The following is a 23472-nucleotide window of genomic DNA, read 5'->3' on the forward strand; positions in this document are numbered from 1 at the left end:
GTTTTGATAAAGGAGAAGTTTTGTCTCAATTTAGTTGGCAAAGAATCGTCATAAAAGTGGGCAGCGCGTTGATTGCCCCAGAAGGCAATGGCTGCAGTTCACGCTACCTGCTGTCGATTGCGAAATTCATTATTCACTGCCGAATGCAGGGCTGTCAGGTGGTGCTGGTATCGTCCGGCTCGGTTGCCGCTGGCGCCGATGCATTTGACGGTAGCCACCAAGCTGGGCCTGCGCTTAACAAAGCAATGGCTGCCAAAGGGCAAATGGAAATGATGGCTGCTTGGCAGCGGCTGTTTGATTTTCCTATTGCTCAAATGTTGCTGACTCAGGGCGATTTACAAGATCGTTCGCGCTATCGCAGCATCAAGGAAACCGCATTTGAATTGCTCACCAACAACATTTTGCCGGTTGTGAATGAAAACGATGCGGTGACGCCTGACGCACTGAAGGTTGGCGACAACGATAATTTGTCGGCCATGATTGCCAGCGCCATTAATGCTGATGCCCTGATTATCTGCTCGGATATTGACGGCCTGTATGACAAAAATCCGCGGTTGCATGAGGACGCAACCAAGATCCAGCAGGTGGCAGCTATTGATGGCTCGGTGTTAGCTATGGCCGGTGGGCCAGGATCGTCAGTCGGTACCGGCGGCATGCGGACCAAACTGGAGGCGGCGGAAAAAGCCACCGCACATGGTATTCGCACCTTTATTGTCAATGGCCGGTCCGAGCAGGCCATGTATGCCTTGCAACAAGGCCAAAACCCCGGCACTGAATTTTTGCCGCGGGCTGAGCCACTGCAAGAAGGGGCTCACTGGTTAACGCACACCGCCCGAGCGCAGGGCGAGATTGTGGTTACCAATGGCAGCGAGTCGCGTTTGCAGGAAGATGGCGAGAGCTTAAAACACACCGACATTCTTGATGTGGTTGGGGATTTTTCCAGCGGCGATACGGTCCTGATCCGGGCCAAAAATGGCACCAAGTTAGCCAAGGCGACAACCCAGCACAGCAGCTGCGTGTTGAGCCTAATCACCCGAGAAACCTCCGGTGATGCGCTGTTGTCGCTGACCGTCGACAAAACCCCAATCCTATCGAATCAGAATATTGCAATTTTGGAGACTTCATGAGTATTGCAACTATCTTGGCGGCACAAGCGGCCAAGGCAGCAAAAACCATCGCGCAACTGACAAGTTCGCAAAAGAATAAAATTCTTAACGTCATGGCCGATGAATTAGAGCAGCATCAAAGCTTGATTTTGACGACCAATCAATTCGAAGTCGACAATGCCAAAGAGCAATCATATGACGCCGCTTTTGTTGACCGCCTGACTTTGAACAGCGAGCGCATTAAAGCAATGAGTAATGGCTTGCGGCAAGTCGCCGCATTGCCCGATCCGGTTGGCGAAAAGCGCCATATCGGCCAGCGCCCAAACGGTATTTCGATTGATAAAGTGCGTGTGCCGCTTGGCGTGATCTGCATGATTTTTGAGGCTCGCCCCAATGTTACCGCCGATGCCGCTGCGCTCTGTTTTAAATCCGGTAACGCGGTCATTTTGCGCGGTGGTAAAGAGGCGTTGCAGACCAGCTTGGCGATTGCCAACATTTTGCGTCAGGTATTGGCTCGCTTTGGTTTGCCCAAAGACGCCATCTTGGTGGTGCCCGATACCGACCGCCAGATCATGTTGCAGCTGATGAAGCAACGCCAACACATTGATTTGGTGATCCCGCGCGGTGGTGAAGGGCTAATCCAATTTGTCACTGAGCACAGCACCATTCCGGTGATCCAGCACTTTAAAGGGGTGTGTCATCTTTATGTCGATCAGTCGGCTGATTTGGCTCAGGCCAGCGACTTGCTGCTCAACGGTAAGGTTCAGCGGCCCGGCGTTTGTAACGCCCTTGAATGCCTGCTAGTACACCGCTCTGTTGCCGACCAGTGGTTGCCTCAGGTTGCCGCACAACTGCGCGCGCATCAGGTGTCGGTCAATGCCTGTTCTGAGGCGGTTGGTTATTTTGATGGCGCCACATTGCTAGCCGATGATGCTTTTGGTGAGGAATATCTAGGGTTGACCATTGCGGTGAAAATCGTCGATGGCATTGACGCTGCCATCAGTTATATCGACCAGTTTGGTAGTCAGCATACCGAAGTGATCTGTACCCAATCTGATCTCGCCGCGCAGCAGTTTCAGCAGCGAGTTGATGCATCCGTGATCATGGTTAATGCCAGTTCGCGCTTTTCCGATGGCAGTGAACTTGGTTTAGGGGCGGAAATTGGCATTGCCACCACCAAGCTCCATGCCTATGGCCCGATGGGGTTGGAATCGTTAACGACGGAAAAATTTCTGGTACAGGGCCGCGGCCAGATCCGCGCCTAATCGCCACTGGATTGGAGTTTCTATGATGACAACAAAAGTGGCGTTTATCGGTGGCGGCCATATGGCAACCGCCATTATTGAGGGCCTGTTGGCGGCCGATAGGCCGGCCAGCGATATTTTGGTTTGTGCGCCCAGTACGGCGACTCGGCAGCGTTTGAGCGATCGTTATCAGGTGACCACCAGCGCGCGCAATGGTGATGCTGTGGCGTTTGCTCAGGTCATCATCGTCGCGGTCAAACCTCAACTGGTTGCTCAGGTCTGTGCGGAGCTGGCCGCTGTCGGGCTGGCTGATCACACGGTGATTTCGATTGCCGCCGGCGTTCAACATCAGCAACTTGGTCAGTGGCTTGGTGATGATCGGCATGTTGTTTGTGCCATGCCAAACCTGCCCACAGCAATGCAGCAGGGGATGACTGGACTCTATTGCAGCGCCGCGACGGCGGCTGCGAGCCGACAGTTAGCCGAGCAATTGTTTGGTGCGATTGGTGAGGCGATCTGGTTGTCTGATGAGTGTGATATGGCGGCCGTTGTTGCTGCCGCAGGTAGTGCTCCGGCTTACTTCTTCCGGTTTATGGAAGCCATGACGAAGGCGGCCGTGCAACAAGGGTTAAGTGAGCAACAGGCGGCGCGATGTGTGCGTCAAAGTGCCATTGGTGCGGTTGCCATGGCGAGTGAGCCGCAGGTCGATTTAGCCCAGTTGCGCGAGCAGGTGACGTCGCCGAACGGCTCGACCGCTGCCGCGCTCGACGCCTTTAATGCCATGGACATGGACCAAGTGGTGGCCATGGCAATGGCGGCAGCAGCAGCACGAACACGCCAGTTAGGACAAGGGGCTGACGCCGGCGCTGGGTGAGCTGCACCGCTGTTTCCAATCTTGTGGCTATCTCGTCATGGCCTGAATGCATATAATCGGGCCATCGACGTTAGGGTCTCTGTTATTTCATGGAAAATTACGAACTTGTTCTTGCTTCGTTGCGCCGTTTAATCCGTGCCACCGATTTGCACTCGCGCTATCTCAATAAAACCTCTGGCCTGACATCGCCGCAGTTGTTGGTGCTACAAGCGCTGAACAGTCGTGGGCCTATGATTAGCCGAGAAGTGGCCAATGAGATTAGTCTCAGCCAGGCCACGATGACCAGCATCTTAGACCGACTTGAGGCCAAGCAACTGATTCGCCGCCAACGCTCCGAGCAGGATCGGCGTAAAGTGCTGGTAAGCCTGACCGAGCAGGGTACTGAAAAGGTCGCAGCGGCACCGGCGCCACTGCAGGAAAATTTTGTCCAGCAGTTTAAAGAGTTGGAAGACTGGGAACAGTCGATGATTCTGGCGTCTTTACAGCGCCTTGCGGTGATGATGGATGCGGAAAGTATTGATGCGGCACCGGTGCTGGATGTCGGCGAAATCGACCGGCCTGCGGTGCCAGTGGCAAAGCAGGCGAAGAATCAGTGATCGCTATAGCTTGATAAACAAACGCTTGTGATACAGCCAATGGGAAAGGCCGTAAAACAGCGCAACGGCGAGAACAGCAAAGGCCAGTGACGCATTCTTATCGCTCAGAAACAGATTCAAACCATCGTACAGCGCTTGGTAAGCGCTTTGCCCAGACCATGGAATCAAATGCAGGGTATCGGCATAAAGCCAAGCCAGAATGTAGATCAGCAGCGGATTGGTGCCGTAGATTTGCATCCAGCGAAAAACCCAAGTCAGCTTGCCTACGTCTGTTAGATAAACAATTGCCGCCAGAATAAGCCACGCCCAGCCGCTGGTGATGAGTACATACGAGCTGGTCCAAAGTGCTTTGTTGATCGGCAGCCAGATGCTCCAAATATAGCCGGCTGCCATCGCCGATAAAGCCAGCAATAACAAAGTTTTGATTTTGCTGGCTGGATTGTTGGCTTCGGCCAACAAGGCGCTGGTTAGATAGCCCATTAGCAACGTCACAACTGCAGGCAATGTGCTGATTAAGCCTTCCGGATCAAAGGGCAGGCCGAACCCTTGATACAAGTGGTTGCTGCCCAACAACGCCAGATCCCATTGTCGCACCAGATTGGTTGCCAGTTGATAGGGCGCGGAGACCAGATTCAGCAGTCCCCAGTAACCCAGCAAGATAACACCGCAGACCAACCACAAGGCTTTTCTCGGCAGCGTGATAATGATCAGAGCTCCGAGCAAATAGGCCAGCGCAATGCGTTGCAGTACCCCCATCACACGTAACTCAGCGATCGGCTCGTTAAACGGGAAGGCATTAAGGCCCACGCCAATCACAAACAGCAGCGCTGAGCGCTTAATGATGCGCAGCCAAGTGTTCGGTTGGCCAACGCTGTTGCGCATGGAGTGATACATGGCGGCGCCAACAATAAAGATAAAGAACGGAAAAATCAGATCCGTTGGTGTTAAGCCATGCCATGGCGCATGTTGCAGAGGGCCGTAAATGTGCGACCAGCTACCCGGCGTGTTGACCAGTATCATTGCCGCGAGGGTAAGCCCTCGGAAAATGTCGAGACTGACTTCACGCTGGGCCATGTTAATGACTTCCTGCTGCCGTTTGCGCTGGTGTTTGCAGCCACATGGTTTGGCTAGCACGTCGAGTTGATTGAGCCAGCGAGCGAACGCCAATTTTGCGATTGGCCGGTACCGCCACCGAGCCGTTGACGGGCTGCCAACTGTTGCCCTCATCGAGGGTGTATTCAACGTCTAGGTTTGGCCAAGGGACATTGGTAAGCAGTTGCCCTTGTTCGACAATTGCGCCTGGAGGAGGCAACCGGTAGAACACCTGATTAGCCTCTAACTGCGGCAAAATGTTGTTGACCATGGCGCTGACAAAGCCATTCCAGTCGGCCAACTGCTGGTGTTGCTTGGCGTCATCAAAAAACTCCGTGTGCTGCGAGTAGGCTTGGCCTGGCTGGTACGGGATCTCCCAGTCGGGGCGGTGCCAAGCGCGCTCGGCAACGGCAATAAGGCGAGGAAACAGCATGTATTCGGCTTGGCTTTCATGGCGCAAGGTTTCGCTCCATAGCTGAGCCTGAATGCCACTCACTGTGCGACCGCCTTCGAGAGGTAAGGCATCGTCACTGGTATACGGGTTGCCATTGCCATCGAGCCAGAATTCAGCATGGGCTGGCAAATTATCTGGCATGAATTGGAACACTTGGAAGGTGCTGGTGTAGCGCGATCCCCAGTAATAGCCGCTTTCTTCTGGGTGTGGCATGTAAGGGAAATCAAAGTAAAGCACGTCCGGCAATGACAGCACCGTGTCCCAGTCGTAGTTTGTCATTTGGTGGGCCATGTGCTGGCCGCCGTGGGTCAGTCGCTCCCACAAATTAGACTGAATTCGGCTGCCCAGTTTCATCGGCTCAACATGACTTAGGCCATCGCTCCAAGCCGCAGCCATGACGCCCATGTCATTGACCATCTGGGTGACTCGGGCAATAAAATAAGCGGTCAGCTTTTGGGTTTCAGCAATACCTTGCTCATCCATCAGCTGCTGGCAGGCCGGTGATTCAACCCAGGCTCCGGCGGTTTCGTCGGCACCAATATGATAGCGCTTGAGTGGCACGCCAGCGTCATTGTGCATTTGGTCGATTTCGCTCAGTACCTTGGCAATAAAGTTGTAGGTTGAATCAATACAAGGATTGAGCGTGTTGTCGTTGTAATGCTGAATGGAGGAATATTCAGTGGTATCGGCAAGATCAATCAGCATGTATGTCATGGCTTGCTCAGGCATTTCTTGTTGCATCAAGCGTTGGTATCTCGCTTCCATGGCTTGCACTGCGGCGCGAGAGTGGCCCGGCATATCAAGCGATGGGATCACCTCAATATGATGTTGCTGAGCAACTTGCAGGATGTCTTTGTAATCTTCGACCGTCAGGTAACCATTGACCTGACTATTTGGGTCGATACCTGCACCCAGCTGTGGCAGCAGACATTGCTCGTCGGCTAAGTCAAAACAGCGGCGGGCACCGATCTCGGTCAGCTCAGGCAAGCCCGGAATTTGCAGTCGCCAAGCCTCATCTTCGGCCAGATGTAAATGAAGTTTATTGAACTTCAGGGCTGCCATTTGTTTGATTAATCGCAGTAGAAACGCCTTGTCATGATAATTACGCGCAACATCAACATGCACGCCGCGAAAGCCATAGCGCGGCTCATCTTGGGCTTGACCAAGTGGCAAGCTTTGCGATGCCGCATCATAAAGCTGCAGCAAGGACTGAATGGCGTAGTAGGTGCCTGTGGCATCGCCAGAGCGGATGGTGATTTGGTCGGTACTTATGTCGAGTGCGTAGCTTTCCGCTGGCATCTGTTGGTGGTTGTGGATAACGGTCAGGCCACCATCCGACAACAACAGCCCTGCATCCTGCACCGCCTGTTGTAGCACGGGGGGCAATGAAAACTGCAATGCCAGACCCTGTTGGATGGCAACGCGTTGCGATTGCCACTGACTTTGTTTGAGCGATGGCACCACTCGATTGCTGGCGTCATCTGCCTCGGCCATCTGACTGGCGTATTGTTGATAGAGCCAGCTGCTGGTCGCTAGCGGTACATTGTCATTGTCACTTCGGCGCCATTGTTCTGGACGCTCAAATTCGCCAGCGTGGGGTAGGGACCAGAGGCCCGTTGCTGGATCATATTGCTCGACGGTTGCGGCGATAATTTGTGGCGGCTGGCCATCTTGGACATAGATGAAATTCGGCATGACATCATTTTTGGTTACCGAGGCGGCAATGCCCTGAAACGGAATGACGTAAGCTTGGTTGGCGTTAAAGCCAGTAAATGCAGCCGTCGGGGTGATTTTGTGCAAGTCGCCGTTGAGATGAACCAAATCGAACAGCTCGCTGTTGTGGTAGCGAATCGGCTTGGTGTTGCTGAAGTAAATCGCCCAGTCGGTCGCCTTGCTATCAAACGGCAAGGTCAGGGTGAGCTCGGCGTCAAAACAACTGCCGTCAAACTGGCATTGGTGGCCAAAGTTACTGACAACCTGATAGTGCACATGCAGCTGCGCGGCAATCTCTGCTGGGGTCGCAGGTGTGGACTCGGGTTGCTTCTGACACCCCAAAAGCAGGAGGCTGAGCAGGCTGGTAGCGATTAGGTATTTGTTCACGTTTATTCTCTTCATTGTGCTGCTGGTAATGCTCTGGTTATTGGTTTGGTTGATTCATTATCAGATGACAGCGCTGTCAATTAATCTATCAAATGCCTTTGGCTTTGCAAATGATTGTGCTGAAAGTGTGCAGTAGCGTTTAGAGCCTGTTGATCTTTGCTGTGTGTTTTTGCAGCAATGATCAACAGGCTCTAATAATCAGTTGCTGGTTGGGGGGGAAGGCAATAACCTATTGATTCGGATAGCCACTCACTTTGGATATAGATCTGAAACATGAAAGTCACTATTAATGACGTTGCCAAACTTGCCGGCGTCTCGATCAAAACCGTTTCTCGCGTCATTAATAATGAAGAAAGTGTTCGCCAAAATACCCGTGACAAAGTCATGGCTGCAGTGACTGAGCTGAATTATCAGCCCAATCAGGCGGCCAGAAATCTCGCTGGTACTAAGTCGTACACCATTGGGTTTATCTACGACAACCCCAATGCCTATTACATTATTGATATGCAAAATGGCATTTTGTCGGAGTGCAGAAAGCAGGGCTTTGAGTTGGTGATCCATCCGTGCAATTCCAAATCCAGCGGCATTCTCGATGAAATCAAAGAGATGATTAAGCAATCGCGAGTCACTGGCTTGGTGCTCACGCCACCGTTTTCGGAGCGGCCAGAAGTCATTGCCATGCTTGATGCTCTTGATGTTCGCTACGTGCGAATTATTTCTGGCGGATCGCGACAACAGAATGATGAGTCGTGCGTGGTGATTGATGATCACCAGGCCGCTCATGATGTGACCGAACACCTGATTGACCTTGGCCACAAAGACATCGCTTTTATTGGCGGTAGCGAGGAGCACCAGTCGAGCTTTGAGCGTCTATCGGGCTATCAGGCGGCGCTGAGCGAGCGCCATATCGCGGCGCCGGCCCACTATGTGGTTGATGGCGATTACTCGTTTGAGTCGGGCGTTGCTGGGGCTAACAAGCTATTGGAGCTAAGCCAGCGACCCAGTGCCATTTTCTGTTGTAACGATGAAACCGCCGCCGGTGCGTTGTTTGCGGCGCGGCTGAAAAACATCCGTATCCCTGAAGAGTTGTCGATTGTCGGCTTTGAGGATAGCCCGTTCTCGCGACAAACTTGGCCAAAGCTGACCACGGCCCATCAGCCCAATCTGGAGATTGCCAGCCAAGCGACCTCGCTACTGATTGCCAACACTCGAAATCAATCTGCCCAAGATATTTGCAAGCAATTTACCCCACAATTGGTGGTTCGCGATTCCAGCCAACAGGCTCTGTCTTGAGGACAATCTTGGCGTCGATTTTGGCCGTGTTGAGGTTGCCCGTTCACTCTCTTTTTTAACCTGAAATGACCGTTTTGTTGGCGTCAATCTGACGCCATTTTGCCCGTCTAAAAGTCGTTGTTCGTTACTCGAAATTGGCCTGATTTGTTGCTGAGGTGGTTCATTTTGGCCATATGTCAAATCTCTCATTCCAAAAATAAAGTGATATTTTTCAAGGTGATAATTTGTTTTTGTTATTAATTTATTAATTTGTTGTAGCAAATGAGAATTATTGAGTGTAAGTTTTAATCACTCACATGACAGCGCTGTCATTTTGAATCGAACGTGAACACCAATAAGTTTTTAAATAAAAAATAATCTGAAGGGAACGGGCAATGAGATCGACAAATTTCAGAAAACAATTGTTGGCGACCAGCATCATTTCGATCCTCGCTGGCGCAGCGAGCACCGCCACATTGGCAGACGAAGTAAGCACCGACGAGACCGAAGTGATCGAAGTCACCGGCATTCGCGGCAGCCTCAAGCAGAACATCAATACCAAGCGCTATGCTGACACCATTGTTGATGCCATTACGTCCGAAGATATCGGTAAGTTCCCCGATAAAAACGTTGCCGAATCGCTGTCACGTATTACCGGTGTCGGTATCAGCCGAGAGTTTGGTGAAGGCGAGAAAATTACCATTCGTGGCTCAGGTCCAACCAAAAACCGGACCTTACTTAACGGCCAAAACGTGGCCACAGCCGACTGGTTTATTCTCGATCAGCCATCGCGTGGCTTTAACTTCACCTTGCTGCCATCTCAGCTGGTGAAAAGCTTGGAAGTGTACAAGTCACCAGAAGCGGACATTGACGAAGGCTCAATCGGCGGTACGGTCATTATGAACACCCGCAAGCCGCTGGAATTGGATGCCAACACCGTCAAGATTGGCCTCGAAGCGCTGTATTCTGAATCGTCAGAAGAAACCGATCCATCGGTTGATGTGCTGTATTCATGGAAAAACGACGAAGAAACCTTCGGCGCTTTAATTACCCTAGTGAAACAAGATCGCACCGTACAGCGTGAAGGTTTAGAGGTACTGGGTTGGACTCCAGCTGATGAAGACGGCATCAAGGCGCCAAAAGACATCGGTGCTCCTATCTTCCGTCAGGACCGCGAGCGTGAAACGATTTTCGCCAGCTTCCAGTACGCACCGTTTGCTGAGCTCGACTTTACCTTGAACATTCTGACTTCTGAATTGGAATCGGATAACCAGAACATTAACTTGCTGATCCGGCCTCAGAACGACTTGGGCGAGCTGGAAAACGTTGAGCTCAGTGGCACCAATGTCCAGGCCGCATCGGTGGTTGATGGTTCGTACGAGTGGGACTTCATTAATCGTGAGTCGCGCACCGAGACCAATTCTTATGATCTCGAAATGAACTACGATGCTGAAAACTACTCGTTGCATGCTCAAGTGGGTTATACCGATGCCGAGGGTGGTACTTACAACGAAACATCGTGGAGCTTTGTGCCGAACATTGTTGCCGGCTATGACTTTGATTTGACCGGGAAGCCGATTGTTAATGTTGAAGCGGATCCAACGGACGGCTCGGTTTGGGGCCAGAACTGGACCTGGGGTGGCAATAAGCCAACCGAAGATGAAGAAAAGTACGCTCAGATCGATCTCTCGATTCCAATCGATTTTGGCGCCTTTAACGAGATTAAAGTGGGCGCTAAATATCGTGACCATGACCGTAGTCAGGATCGTCAGGCTTACAGCTGGCATGGTCCAGAAACCACTGACAACCCTGATTATCCAAACTACATGGCAGAGGCGTTTGGTAACTGCCCAACGTTAGATACCTGTGGTCAAGCCGGTAAAGTCCATAAAGTGGCCAGCGATGTCGTTGGCGGCAATATCATCAACCAGCTCGATGGCAGCAAAAAAGCCTTCTGGAAACTGGGCTTTGGTGAGCAGGCCGACTATGCCATCAGCAACAATCTAGCTGAAATCTGGGCCATTAACGAAGAGATCACCGCGGCCTACGTTAAGGCAAGCTTCGCTGGTGAATACTTCCGCGGTAACTTGGGTGTTCGTGTGGTTGATACCGAACAAACCTCAGAAAGCTACAACTTCAGCAGTGATTCATGGGGCTTCCACACCATTGACCGCGAATGGCTCACGCCTTCTTACATGGAGTGGGTAAGCGAAAGCCGCTCTTACACTGAAGTATTGCCAAGCTTAAATCTGGTGTTTGATTTAACGGATGATCAGGTGCTTCGTTTTGCTGCAGGCCGCGTCATGGCTCGCCCGAACTTCTCAGACTTGGCACCAACGGTATCGGTCGGCGCATTGAATGTTGAGTACCCCACAGCAACCGCGGGTAACCCAAATCTTGACCCTGAAATCGCCAATCAGTTCGACATTGCTTGGGAGTGGTACTTTGACGATGCATCCATGGTCTCGGTGACTTACTTCTATAAAGATGTGAAAAGCTACCGGACTAGCGGTGTCACCATTCAGGAGTTCTACAACGAGCAGGACGAAGAGTGGGTTGATGTTGCCGTCACCCAGCCGAAAAATGGCTTAGGTGGCTCTACCGATGGTATCGAAATTGGCTACCAGCAGGCATTCGGCAACTTTGGTATTGCGTCGAACTACACCTATACCAATGCTGATAACGATCAGGAACGTGACGAATCCATTGCTGGCTCTGGTTTAGTGGAAGGTGCTTCGGAGCACATGTACAACGCCACAGTGTTCTATGAGACCGAAACCTTTGGTGCGCGCCTGATGTATAACTACCGCAGCGAATGGTACAAGGGCCTGCATTTTTCAGGCGACGAAGTCTGGAACGACAGCTTTGGTCAGGTCGACTTCAGCTCAAGCTACAACCTGACTGACAACATCAGCCTGGTATTTGAAGCAATGAACCTGAACGATGAGCAAATCGTCGAGTACAACACCAGCAAAGCTCGCGTGATGTCGATTTATGAAAACGGCAGACGCTATGTGGCCGGTGTCCATATGACCTTCTAAACAGAAGTGTGTACCTGACCACCATGGATGGTGGTCAACAATCTGCAATCAGCCACCAGCTTGCTGACGGCAAGCTTCATGCCTATGTACCATTTCCAGATGTGGCTATTGAATACCGTCAGTTGGGCGGTAAATGGCAGCAATATCAACATCCTATACCCGATAATGCAACAACGGAGTTACGTAGCCGGTCAGTCAGCGGCGAGCGTTTTAGCCGCATTAGTCGTTATCAAAACAATCGTTAGAAAAAGATTAATTCAAATGAAAAACAACGAATTAGGAAATTGTCCCAATTCAATGACACAAACTGGGTAAAAACAAAATGACAGCGCTGTCATTTTTGGGTTAGGATTAGTTTTCAAAGCGCATAACAAAGTTTTAACAGCTGCTTTGAATTGGATTTAAAGAGGCATTTCAATGCAAACCAATAACGATAAATCGACACAACTGTTTTTAGGAATCGATGGTGGCGGCAGCAAGTGCAAGGCTGTGCTGATGAATGGTTCTGGTGAAACTCTTGGCGTTGGATTGGCAGGCCCTGCGAATCCAACACACAGTGTCGCGCAAGCAATTGAATCCATTTCCTGTGCCGCCAAGCTGGCACTCGCCGATGCACGATTACCGCAAGAGCAGCTTAGCCAGTTGGTCGCTGGTGTCGGGCTTGCCGGTGTCAATTTGCCGAAATACTTTCAAAAGATTGAAGACTGGCAGCATCCATTTGCTGCCATGTTTCTCACTACGGATTTGCACATTGCCTGTTTGGGCGCCCATGACGGCCATGATGGCGCGGTGGTGATCACCGGCACCGGCTCTTGCGGCTACGCCTTGGTTAATGGTCAGCAAACCATGGTTGGTGCCCATGGCTTCCCCCATGGTGATAAGGGCAGCGGCGCCTGGCTTGGCCTGCAAGCTGTGCAAAAAACCCTAAAAGCACTGGACGGTTTAATTGCTGGTTCAACGCTACCCGAGCGCTTGCTCAGCCAGCTTGGTTGTCAAAGTGATGTTGAGTTGGTTGAAGCCGTTGTCGGCAAAAATGCCAATTTCTATGCTCGTTTTGCCGGCTTGGTCTTCGACGCTGCCGATCAAGGTGATCCGATTGCCATGGCCATTGTTGCGGAAGGCGCCGGTTACATTCGTTCGGTGATTGAACGCTTACGGAAAGTGAATCCGCCGCGTATTTCCATGATCGGCGGCCTGACCGGCCTGTACGCGAACTGGCTGGATGAAGCCATCTCTGCGCAGGTTCAGCCGGCCATCAAGCCACCGGAAGTGGGCGCGGTGTTATTCGCCCAACAACAAATTCAGCAGCAGCCAGCCAATCGAGCTAGCTAATAAGTAGGTAAGACAAACGATGAATACAAAAACTCTGATGGAGCAAGAAGCCGGACAAACCCCACAGGTTGTTGCTGAGCAGTTCGCTAAGAATCAAGATAAAGTGCGGACCATCGCCAAGCGGTTGCAGCAAATGCCGCCCAAAATGGTGATGATTATCGGTCGCGGCTCGTCCGATCATGCAGGGGTCTTTGCCAAATACCTGATTGAAATCGAAACCGGCGTGCCGGTTGCCCCAGCGGCGCCGTCAGTTGCCAGCATTTATGGTAAGTCACTGAAATTGGCCGATACCCTAGTGATTGCCATTTCGCAGTCGGGTCGCAGCCCAGATATTCTGGAGCAAGCCAAAATGTGCCAAGCCGCCGGAGCCTATTGTCTGGCCCTAGTTAATGATGAAAGCTCGCCACTGGCGGCGCTTGCCGATGATGTACTGCCACTGTCTGCCGGTCCTGAAAACTCAGTGGCGGCAACTAAAAGCTATTTGGCGACCTTATCGGCTTTGCTGCAATTGACCGCGTATTGGAGCAATAATCAGTCACTGATTGATGCTTTACCCAAGTTGCCTGCGGCTTTGACGCAAGTGATTGAGAGCGCGCCACAGCTGTCGTTGGCAGCAATTGGCAAGCAGCGGAACTTAGTGGTATTGGGCCGCGGGCTCGGTTATGCCGTGACCAAAGAGTTGGCGCTGAAGCTAAAAGAGGTCTGTTCGATTCATGCTGAGGCCTTTAGCAGTGCCGAATTTTTGCATGGCCCAGTGACGTTAGTGGAGCAGCAACTCACCATTATCGATTGCGATATTGCTGATGAAGCGCAGCAGGCTCACCGTCAACAAATAAAAGAAGTTGAACAGCGGGGCGCCACGGTTAGCCATTTGCATCAGGTTGTTAGTGACGTCCATCCGCGTTTGGCACCATTGCTGGTGTTGCAACGCTTTTATCTCGATATTGCTGGCATTGCGACCCAAATGGGGTTTAATCCTGATGAGCCTAAAGGCTTAAAGAAAGTCACTAAAACCCTGTAATCGCAAGAGATCACCATGACACAACGTTTCTTCGCCAAACAGCTCTTCGACGGTCAGCAACTGCTCGACAATGTTGCCTTTGAGGTAACGGACGGCTGGATCAGCGAGATCCAACCGCGCGCTACTATTGATGCCGCCATGACCTTTGTCGACGGTTTGGTGGTACCGGGCTTTATTGATGTACAAGTCAATGGTGGTGGTGGGGTGATGTTTAATCAGACGCCTACCGCCAGTGCAATCAACCGCATTGGCCAAGCTCATGCTCAGTTTGGTACCACGGGGCTATTGCCGACTGTGATCACCGACGATATTGAGGTGATGACCCAAGCGGCCGATGCCGTTAGTCAGGCTATCGCAGAAGGCCAGCACAATGTGCTGGGGATCCACTTTGAAGGTCCCCATTTGAGCGTGGCGCGCAAAGGGGTACATGCCGAACACCACATCCGGCCATTAACTGAACGCGAATTTGATCAGTTTATTCGCCAAGACTTGGGCAAAGTGGTGGTGACTTTGGCGCCGGAGAATGTCAGTACCGAGCAGATTGCGCGGCTGACACAGCACGGTGTGCTGGTTTGTCTCGGCCATTCCAATGCGTCTTTTAAGCAGGTGCAAGCGGCTATTGCGGCTGGCGCTCGCGGTTTCACCCATTTGTTTAATGCCATGTCGCCCTTGCAGTCGCGCGAGCCGGGCATGGTGGGCGCGGCACTGCTCGATAACCACACCTGGTGTGGCCTGATTGTCGATGGTCACCATGTTCACCCTGCCACTTTGCAGCTTGCGATTGCTGCCAAAGCCGCCGGCAAAATGATGCTGGTGACCGATGCTATGCCGCCGGTTGGCGATAGTAAACCAAGCTTTAGTCTTTATGGTCAGGAGATCATTCGCACTGAGGATCGTTTGAATGCCAAAACCGGTGAGTTAGCTGGCTCCGTGTTGGATATGGCGGCCGCCGTTCGCAATACCGTGTCGCAGTTAGGCTTGCCGCTGGTCGACGCGCTCAAAATGGCGAGTCGTTATCCTGCCGAGTTTGCCCTATTGGCCGATGAAGTGGGCAGTCTTGGGGCGGGTAAACGGGCCAATTTCGTGGTGTTGGATGCAGCTTTAATGGTTCAGCAAACCTGGCTTGCCGGTGAATGTATTTACCACCGAGACAGCACAGCAATTGGCTAAAAAGATTCAGGCCGCTGAGCAGCCAAAGATAATAAAGATAAATCGTTAGGAGAGAGTATGACTACCGTAACCGACGCCAATAAATCTGTGGAGACCGGACAGCCGTCAAGCTTTGTCCCTATGGTCATTATCGGGATTCTGTTTTTCATTTTTGGCTTTGTCACCTGGCTCAATGGTTCGCTGATCCCATTTCTCAAGATCATCTGTGAGCTAAACGAGTTTCAGGCATTGTTTGTGACTTTTGCTTTTTACATTGCCTACACCTTGATGGCGTTGCCGATGTCGAGCTTGTTGAAACGCACCGGCTATAAAAATGGCATGGCCTATGGGCTGGGTATTATGGCAATTGGCGCATTATTGTTTATTCCTGCCGCCTTTAGCGCCAACTTTTTAGTGTTTTTGTTAGCCTTGTTCGTGCTCGGTACCGGTCTGACCATTTTGCAAACCGCCTCAAACCCCTATGTGGTCCACATTGGTCCGCGCGAAAGTGCTGCCATGCGGATTAGCATTATGGGGCTGATTAACAAAGGAGCTGGGGTGATTGTGCCATTGGTGTTCACTGCGGTGATCCTTTCCGGCTTGGGTAATTACTCCAGTGAAGCGCTGGCGGCAATGGATGCGGCCAGCCGTGAGCAGCACTTCAGTGAATTGTCTCAGCGCTTGATTATGCCTTATTTGGCAATGGCTATCGTGCTCTGCGGGTTGATTGCTTTAATCAAATTTTCTTCGTTGCCAGAACTTGATTTTGAGGGCGACGATAATGCCCACGGTAATGACAAAGCCGGCATATGGCATTTTCCGCAAGTTGTGTTGGGTGCGGTTTCGCTGTTTAGTTACGTTGGAGTCGAAGTGATTGCCGGTGACACCATTGGTTTGTATGGCGAAGGGCTCAGCGTTGCCAACTTTGCTTCGCTGACATCCTACACCATGGTGTTTATGGTGATTGGCTACATTATCGGTGTTACTTGTATTCCAAAGTTTATCTCGCAGGAGCAGGCGCTAAAAGGCTCGGCCATTGCCGGTATTTTATGCGGCCTTGGTGTGGTGTTTTCGTCAACCGATAGCACCGTGATTGCGTCGCTTTTATGGGGCTGGAGCGGTATTCCGGTGATCCCCGATTCGGTTACCTTTGTTGCCATGATGGGCCTCGCCCATGCACTGGTGTGGCCGTCCATCTGGCCGTTAGCTCTTGAAGGATTGGGTAAATACACTGCACAAGGTTCGGCACTGTTGATTATGGGCATTTCTGGTGGTGCTATTTTGCCCTTGGTATTCGGCAAACTGGCTCATTTAGGCAGCACCCAATATGCCTACCTGATGGTGATCCCATGCTATCTGTTTATTCTGTATTACGGCATGGTTGGCCACAAAAAACGCCATTGGTAAGCGTCTAACTTGTTGAGAAAGTGGCTGAGGCTTGGTTATCGACGCTCGCCACTTTCTCTTGTTTTACTCATCGATTTGCCATCTTGGTTATCATTTCTGCTAACTCCCTCCGCCATTAAGCACACAAGACTTGACTCTTTCTATGAAAAGTGAAAACGTTTTCATGTGATTATACTTTGTTGGGGGGAACATGGATTTTTTCAATCATAAATGTGTGGCTGCTGCAGTCGCGTTGGTTTCGCTCGCCCTATTGCCGGCGGCAACGGCAATGGATAAGAAAGATAAGGAGCGAGAGCCGGGCGATCATGCCCACTCGGTTGAAGGCTCAGGTTGGTGGAATATCCCTTATCCGGCCAGTTTTGATGTCAAGCTGCTGACCAAGCAACAAGACCATATTGCGATTGACGGTAAGCAGTTTGTCGATGAGCAAGGCCAGCCGTTTTTGTTTCGCGGTTTAAATATTGCCGATCCCGACAAGTTGGTGGGCGAAGGACAATGGCAGCAGTCTTTGTTCGAAGAAATTTCGCGATGGGGCGCCAATGTCATTCGTATTCCCGTTCATCCAATAGCTTGGCGCAAAAATGGCAAGCAATGGTATTTTGATCGGCTCGATGAAGCGGTCATTTGGGCGAATAAATACGATATCTATTTAATTTTGGACTGGCACTCCATTGGTAATGTGGAAGATGAGCTATTCCAGCACCCGATGTATCAAACTTCACTCGCCGAGACCCGAAATTTCTGGGCTGATATGGCGTTACGTTATCGCGACGTGCCCACTATGGCGGTGTATGAGTTGTTCAACGAGCCGACGGTTAATTACATGGGGGTTGCCAATGGCCTCGGCGATATCGCTTGGGACGACTGGCTAGAATTTTTGGAAAGCAACATCGACTTGATCCGCGCCTATGATGACAAGGTGATTCCGCTGGTGGCTGGATTTAACTGGGCATATGACTTGCGACCGTTCGCCAAAGCACCGGTGCGGCGGCCGAATGTTGCTTACGCCGCTCACCCGTATCCGATGAAAGCCAAACCTGAAGTGCGCAGCAAAGCCAATATCTTTAACGCTTGGGATCAGGTTTGGGGCTTTATGGCCGATGACTATCCGGTGATTGCAACGGAAATTGGCTGGGTGCAGGCTGGCGGCTATGGCGCCCATGTGCCTGTGATTGATGACGGCTCATATGGCCCGATGTTTACCGAGTACGCCAATAACAAAGGTTTATCTTGGTGCGTTTGGGTGTTCGATCCGGATTGGGGGCCTACCATGATCCATGACTGGGATTTCACACCAACCGAGCAGGGCGCGTTTTTCAAACAGCAGATGCAACAGCATAACCAAAAATAATCTTTATGTGGGCGTGATTTCGCCGTCATGGCGTGATCCAGCATGTTGATTATCATAGATAAAATGGAAATATGCCGGCTATCGATTATGCTCAATGTAGTCGATACCCGGTCTTTTCGTTGACTCAGATGCGATGCGGCAGGGGCAACCTTTATTTGTCTTGGTAAAGCAACAGCTTATGAGCCATTCTTGTTTGTTCCAATTGTTACTATTGGTCATCTGCCTATCGGTCGTTAGTGTTGTTCAAGCGGATGAAACTAACGCACCGCCAGCATCTGTGATGGCGCTACAATCCGGCGCACTAGATGTTGAAGAACTCGATAAAATATCAATAGAACTCAAATATTTAGATGAGGTTTTAACCTCTTCCGTATTGTCCTATGCGTTTTCTGGTAATGACAAATGGCTGACCCGCTATCAACAATATGAGCCTGCGCTTGATGCTTTGCTAGAAAAGTTATTAGTCGACCCGCCAGAACAACATACCCAACTCATCCAATCGATTGTGCAAGCCAATCAAGCGCTCGTGGCCATGGAGCGGGACACCATTGCTAAGGTCAAGGCGGGGCAACGGCAACCGGCGATGGCGGTGATCAATAGTGATGAATACCACCAAAATAAAGCCATCTACATGGAAAATTTGCTGGCTTACATTGAGCTCATTCAGAGCCAGTTAGCAGAGCAAGAGAAAAATGCGCAACTGCTTGAAACCTCCGAAGGCATCGCGCTTACCGAGGCGGAGCAAAAGTGGATAGCCAATAATGTGGTGAATGTTGGTATCGATTACTGGCCGCCGATTATTTATCTTGAAAATGGCGAAGTGAAAGGGCTCGCTGGCTCGTTGCTAAACCAAATCGTCAAACACACCGGATTACGAATTAACTTGGTGCAAGGCGAATGGTCTGAGTTGATTGACGGTTTTAAAGAGGGCGGGGTCGACCTCATTACTGATATTTATTACAGCGAGGAGCGCACCGAATTTGGCGATTTTTCTAGCCCATATTTTATCAATCGCGAGCTGTTTTTTGTTCGAACTGACCGTAATGACTTAAGCACAAAAGCTGATTTGTTAAATGGCAAAATCGCTGTCACCAAGGGCTATATCACCAAGGATAAATTATTGGCAGCCATGCCTGGCATCACGGTGGTTGAAACCCAACACATTGAAGAGTCGATTAACTTTGTATTGGATGGCACCGTTGATGCGCTAATTGAGTCGGAAGTCATTATCGATGATCGCTTAGCCGAGCGCGGTCTGGATTCGCTTCGCAAGATTGATCAAGACGTCATTGCGCCTTCGTTACTCCATTTTTTCTCCACTAAACGGCACCCCGAATTACGGCAGATCATTCAAAAAGGCTTGGACAGCCTTTCTACTGAAGAGTTAGTGGCGGCTAATAATCACTGGATAAAGACCAAGGAGGCCGCTCGCGATCGCGAGCAAAACAGCTTGCTAGAGACCCTTAATCAAAACTTAATTTGGTTATTTGCGGCTGTCATTGCAGCGCTGATTCTGATCGGTGTGGTGATCAATCAATTGACGCTTCGGATGGATGAAAAGGAGCTGGCGGCGCGATTCGCCTCGGCCAAATTTAAATATCTGGTGTTGGGCGGGTTAGCCGGCTTCTCGCTATTGTTACTGATCCTTTCGGTCGGCTTTGTCCAAAGCGTGAAAACGAAGACGATAGCGACGACCGAATACAACCTCAACACGCTGCTGAACTCCACCCATTCATTGCTGCGCTCGTGGGTGGACTACGAGCTAACGTCGCTGAAATCTGTCGGTCGTAGCAATCAGCTGATTACTTTGGTGGAGCAATTGAAAGCACTGCCGCGAGATCGAGCAACTTTGGTCAATTCACCACTGCAGCAGCAAGTCAGGCAGTTTATTCAAAAACACGAAAGCCGAGCTGGTTCGCTTGGCTTCTTTATCATCGATGCCGATGACTGGATGAGTCTGTCTTCTCGCCGAGATAGTAATATCGGCACGGCCAATTTCATTGCTCGGGTCAAACCTGAATTGCTTGAACGGGTGTTAAAAGGCGAGGGGGTGTTTATCCCGCCGATTCGCTCTGATGTAAAACTGGAGGGTGAAGACAATAGTAAGGGCAATCCGCCGACCATGTTTTTTGCCGCGCCCATTATCAGCCAAGGTCGGGTGATTGCTATTTTGACCAAGCGGATCAGGCCTAGCGGTGGCTTTTCGGAAGTGTTATCGGCCGGCTTTATTGGCAAAAGCGGTGAGACCTACGCCATCGACAAAGACGGGCTGTTAGTGTCGAACGTGCGTTTTGGCCAGCAATTGCGCGAGATTGGCTTAGTTGAACCCTCGGCCAATCCGTTATTTAACCTGAGAGTCACCGATCCTGGCGTTGATTTGGTTGCGCAGCAGGAGCCGGTGTTACCGAGAGAACAGTGGCCGTTGACCTTTATGGCGGAGAGGGTGACGCGCCTTATTGCTGGTAGCAACATCGACGGCTATCGCGATTATCGCGGCGTGCCTGTCGTCGGAAGCTGGACCTGGGATAGTGATTTGTCGCTGGGTATTGCCGCCGAAATGGATGTTGAAGAAGCCTTCGGCCAGTACGTGACTTTCCAGTTCACTATTTATGGCATGTTGTCCATCTCACTCTTACTCATCTTCGGCAGTAGCTTGTTTACCCTTGGTCTAGGTAAACGGGCTAATCTGGCACTAACCCGCTCACAAGCCGAGCTCGAGAATTTGATCGAAGCGCGTACCACGGAGCTTAGCCACACCATGCGCCGAACCCGGGCAATTATTGATAATGCTTCGGATGCAATTATCGTGGTTAATCATGAGGGCGTGATTGAAGAATTTAGCCCTGCTGCGGAAACTATTTTTGGTTACACCTGCGATGAAATCATTGGCCAGAATTTATCAGTGTTGATGGCTGAGCCGTTTCATCGTGGCATTGATTCGCCTCAGCAAGTTGAAGATGGACAAACCAGCGCCAGCGCTGCGCCAAAAGAAACCACGGGTTTTCGAAAAAGTGGTGAGGAATTCTCTATCGAGGTTGCCGTTGGTGAATCGCAAATTGATGGTGAAAGGGCGTTTACTGGGATGATTCGCGATATTACCCGTCGCAAAGAAGCCGAAGAAGCGCTCAAACAGGCGAAAAACAGTGCGGAGGAAGCGACCAAAGCGAAAAGTGACTTCTTGGCCAATATGAGTCATGAGATTCGAACACCGATGAATGCCATCATTGGTATGAGTTATCTGGCACTGCAAACCCAATTAAGTCGCAAGCAGGAAGACTATGTCAGCAAGATCCACAATTCTGCTAACTCATTGCTGGGCATCATTAACGACATTTTAGACTTCTCGAAAATCGAGGCAGGTAAACTCGATTTAGAATCCATCCCCTTTAATCTCAATGACACTATCGCCCAAATGGTTGAAGTGGTTTCCATCCGTAGTAAGCAAAAAGGCTTGGAATTGTTGATCGACTTTGCCAGCGATATTCCGGTGCAATTAATTGGCGATCCGCTTCGCCTTAGTCAGGTTCTCATTAATCTTGCCAACAACGCCATTAAGTTTACCGAGCAAGGAGAAGTCATTATCGCGGCCGAGTTAGTCAGCCAAACTGAGGCGGCAGGGCAGTCATCAGCGCTGCTTCGATTTAGCGTCAAGGACACTGGTATTGGCATGACGGCAGCGCAGCAGGCCAAGTTGTTCCAGAGTTTTACGCAGGCCGATGCGTCCACCACTCGTAACTATGGTGGTACAGGTTTGGGCCTGACGATTTGTAAGTCGTTAGTTGAAATGATGGGTGGCCAAATATCTGTGGATAGTGAAGCTGGCGTTGGCAGTACGTTTTCATTTACTGCTCAGTTTGGCGTTGGCGAGATGCAGCAATCGGAGGGGGTGTCTTGGTCGCACATTGACATTAATGGTCTGCGATTATTGGTGGTTGATGATAGCTCCGCAGCGTTGGAAATTTTCGAAAATCTCGGCGCTAGTTTAGGCATGGTCACTCAAGTGGCTTCAAATGGCAGAGTAGCCCTTCAGTTACTCGAAGAGGCCGAGGTCAACGGCTCGCCATTTGATGTGGCTATTATCGATTGGAAAATGCCATTGATGGATGGCGTAGAACTGGTTCAAATCATTCAGTCTGGGAATCAGCTTAGCAAAGTACCGAAGGTCATTATGGCGACTGCTTATGACCGTGACGAGATGCAACAGCAAGCCAAGCATCTAGATGTTGCGGCTTATTTGATGAAGCCGGTTACTGCATCATCGCTGCATGATTGCGTGATGCAGGCAATGGGGGGCGTTGCACCGCAAACTCAGCGCCAAGGTGTTTCGCTTGATAAAGACTTGGCACGAGATATAGCTGGCGCCCACGTGCTGTTGGTCGAAGATAACGAACTCAATCAGCAGATTGCGGTGGAGTTACTGGAGATGTCAGGCTTAACAGTCAGTGTCGCTGATAACGGCCAACAAGGCGTCGATATGGTACTAGCCAATGACTACCAAGCGGTATTGATGGATGTGCAAATGCCGGTACTCGATGGTTATGGTGCGACGCAGCTGATTCGACAGCATGATGAGTATAAATCGTTACCAATTATTGCGATGACTGCAAATGCCATGACTAAAGACATCGACCAGTGTATTGCCGCCGGCATGGATGATCATCTTGCCAAGCCTATCGTTCCGCACGAAGTGATCCGCACATTAGTCAAATGGATCGCGCCCAAATTCACACCGAACCCAGAGGCAATTCAACTGGCCTCTGACAGCGGTTCGAAGGCGGCCGATGGAGAGCCTGCATTGCCCCACCTACCTGGCTTTAATACTGAGCCCGCACTGGCGCGCTGTGGCGGCAAGGTCGCTAGCTACCTTCGTTTATTACAGCGCTTCCGCGAGTCTCAGGCGAGTGCCGCTAATGATGTGAAAACGGCGGTTGAGGGTGATGATTTCAATACGGCCGAGCGGGTTGCTCACACCCTGAAAGGGCTTGCTGGCAATATTGGCGCTGATGATTTGATGGCGAGCTCGCAACACCTAGAGCACTACCTGCATCAAGTTGCGACCGAGAGCGCGCCATATCAGACCGAAAAGCTCGACGAGCTATTAATGGCAACTGAAACGGCGTTGCAGATCACTTGTTCAGTGATTGCGTCTGCATTAGAGGCTGTTGAAGAGACTAGTGGTTCAGAACAACAATCAGAGGTGATCGCTAAGGAAGAACTGCTGAGTTCTTTAAATCGCCTCAAAGCCGCGATTGATGATTTTGATGCCGAATCAGTTGATATGCTCGATGAATTGATGAGCAAGGCATTAGATGAAGCCACGCTAACGGCACTAAAAACGATCGAGTCTGCTTTGGCTCAATATGATTTTGATGAGGCAGGGGAGAATTTGGCGGCGTTGTTGGACTCTCCAGAATGGTCAAACGAGGCGTGATG

Annotated in this window: 15 protein-coding genes; 13 read left to right on the forward strand and 2 right to left on the reverse strand. The window is 50.8% G+C overall.

From position 1 onward, the window contains the following. Window positions 1-20: 20 nt before the first annotated feature. The 4 genes from proB to IC617_RS01850 all read left to right on the forward strand — a co-directional run bounded on the left by proB (window position 21) and on the right by IC617_RS01850 (window position 3820). Window positions 21-1127, forward strand: coding sequence for a glutamate 5-kinase (gene proB, locus IC617_RS01835; RefSeq protein WP_191143265.1), 1107 nt, complete (start codon window positions 21-23; stop codon window positions 1125-1127). Beyond that, window positions 1124-2371, forward strand: coding sequence for a glutamate-5-semialdehyde dehydrogenase (locus tag IC617_RS01840; RefSeq protein ID WP_191143266.1), 1248 nt, complete (start codon window positions 1124-1126; stop codon window positions 2369-2371). The genes proB and IC617_RS01840 overlap by 4 nt, the downstream gene beginning before the upstream one ends. A 22-nt stretch (window positions 2372-2393) precedes the next feature. Next, window positions 2394-3224: a pyrroline-5-carboxylate reductase gene (proC, locus tag IC617_RS01845; protein WP_191143267.1), complete on the forward strand. Its 831-nt coding sequence runs from the start codon at window positions 2394-2396 to the stop codon at window positions 3222-3224. A gap of 89 nt (window positions 3225-3313) precedes the next feature. Beyond that, entirely contained in the window at window positions 3314-3820 is a 507-nt protein-coding gene (locus tag IC617_RS01850; RefSeq protein WP_191143268.1) for a MarR family winged helix-turn-helix transcriptional regulator, read from the forward strand. Between the two features lie 3 nt (window positions 3821-3823). Here the strand turns inward: IC617_RS01850 and IC617_RS01855 are convergent, their stop codons facing one another. Both IC617_RS01855 and IC617_RS01860 read right to left on the reverse strand, forming a co-directional pair. Next, window positions 3824-4894, reverse strand: a complete 1071-nt coding sequence (locus IC617_RS01855; RefSeq protein WP_191143269.1) for an acyltransferase family protein — start codon at window positions 4892-4894, stop codon at window positions 3824-3826. Between the two features lies 1 nt (window position 4895). Further along, window positions 4896-7466 carry a family 20 glycosylhydrolase gene (locus IC617_RS01860; protein WP_191143270.1) on the reverse strand — a complete coding sequence of 857 codons (2571 nt, stop codon included), beginning with the start codon at window positions 7464-7466 and terminating at the stop codon, window positions 4896-4898. A 273-nt stretch (window positions 7467-7739) separates the two neighbouring features. On the opposite strand from IC617_RS01860, the gene IC617_RS01865 reads away from it, so the two are divergent. The 9 genes from IC617_RS01865 (at window position 7740) to IC617_RS01905 (ending at window position 23470) form a co-directional block, all read left to right on the forward strand. Continuing rightward, window positions 7740-8759: a LacI family DNA-binding transcriptional regulator gene (locus IC617_RS01865; protein ID WP_191143271.1), complete on the forward strand. Its 1020-nt coding sequence runs from the start codon at window positions 7740-7742 to the stop codon at window positions 8757-8759. A gap of 374 nt (window positions 8760-9133) precedes the next feature. Continuing rightward, window positions 9134-11779 (forward strand): TonB-dependent receptor, encoded by a 2646-nt coding sequence (locus IC617_RS01870; RefSeq protein ID WP_191143272.1) that lies wholly within the window; start codon window positions 9134-9136, stop codon window positions 11777-11779. An 8-nt stretch (window positions 11780-11787) separates the two neighbouring features. Continuing rightward, window positions 11788-12024 carry a chitobiase/beta-hexosaminidase C-terminal domain-containing protein gene (locus IC617_RS01875; RefSeq protein WP_191143273.1) on the forward strand — a complete coding sequence of 79 codons (237 nt, stop codon included), beginning with the start codon at window positions 11788-11790 and terminating at the stop codon, window positions 12022-12024. Between the two features lie 172 nt (window positions 12025-12196). After that, window positions 12197-13111: an N-acetylglucosamine kinase gene (gene nagK / locus IC617_RS01880; protein WP_191143274.1), complete on the forward strand. Its 915-nt coding sequence runs from the start codon at window positions 12197-12199 to the stop codon at window positions 13109-13111. Between the two features lie 19 nt (window positions 13112-13130). Next, the gene (nagB-II, locus tag IC617_RS01885) at window positions 13131-14132 is read left to right on the forward strand and encodes a glucosamine-6-phosphate deaminase NagB-II (RefSeq protein ID WP_191143275.1); all 1002 of its coding nucleotides are present in this window, start codon (window positions 13131-13133) and stop codon (window positions 14130-14132) included. Between the two features lie 15 nt (window positions 14133-14147). Beyond that, window positions 14148-15302: an N-acetylglucosamine-6-phosphate deacetylase gene (gene nagA / locus IC617_RS01890; protein ID WP_191143276.1), complete on the forward strand. Its 1155-nt coding sequence runs from the start codon at window positions 14148-14150 to the stop codon at window positions 15300-15302. A 57-nt stretch (window positions 15303-15359) separates the two neighbouring features. After that, window positions 15360-16688, forward strand: coding sequence for a sugar MFS transporter (locus IC617_RS01895; protein WP_191143277.1), 1329 nt, complete (start codon window positions 15360-15362; stop codon window positions 16686-16688). Between the two features lie 190 nt (window positions 16689-16878). After that, window positions 16879-18039: a glycoside hydrolase family 5 protein gene (locus IC617_RS01900; RefSeq protein ID WP_224745707.1), complete on the forward strand. Its 1161-nt coding sequence runs from the start codon at window positions 16879-16881 to the stop codon at window positions 18037-18039. A 178-nt stretch (window positions 18040-18217) separates the two neighbouring features. Next, entirely contained in the window at window positions 18218-23470 is a 5253-nt protein-coding gene (locus IC617_RS01905; RefSeq protein WP_191143278.1) for a response regulator, read from the forward strand. The last annotated feature ends 2 nt before the right edge of the window (window positions 23471-23472 follow it).

Source organism: Neiella litorisoli, assembly GCF_014773395.1.
GTDB lineage: Bacteria > Pseudomonadota > Gammaproteobacteria > Enterobacterales > Neiellaceae > Neiella > Neiella litorisoli.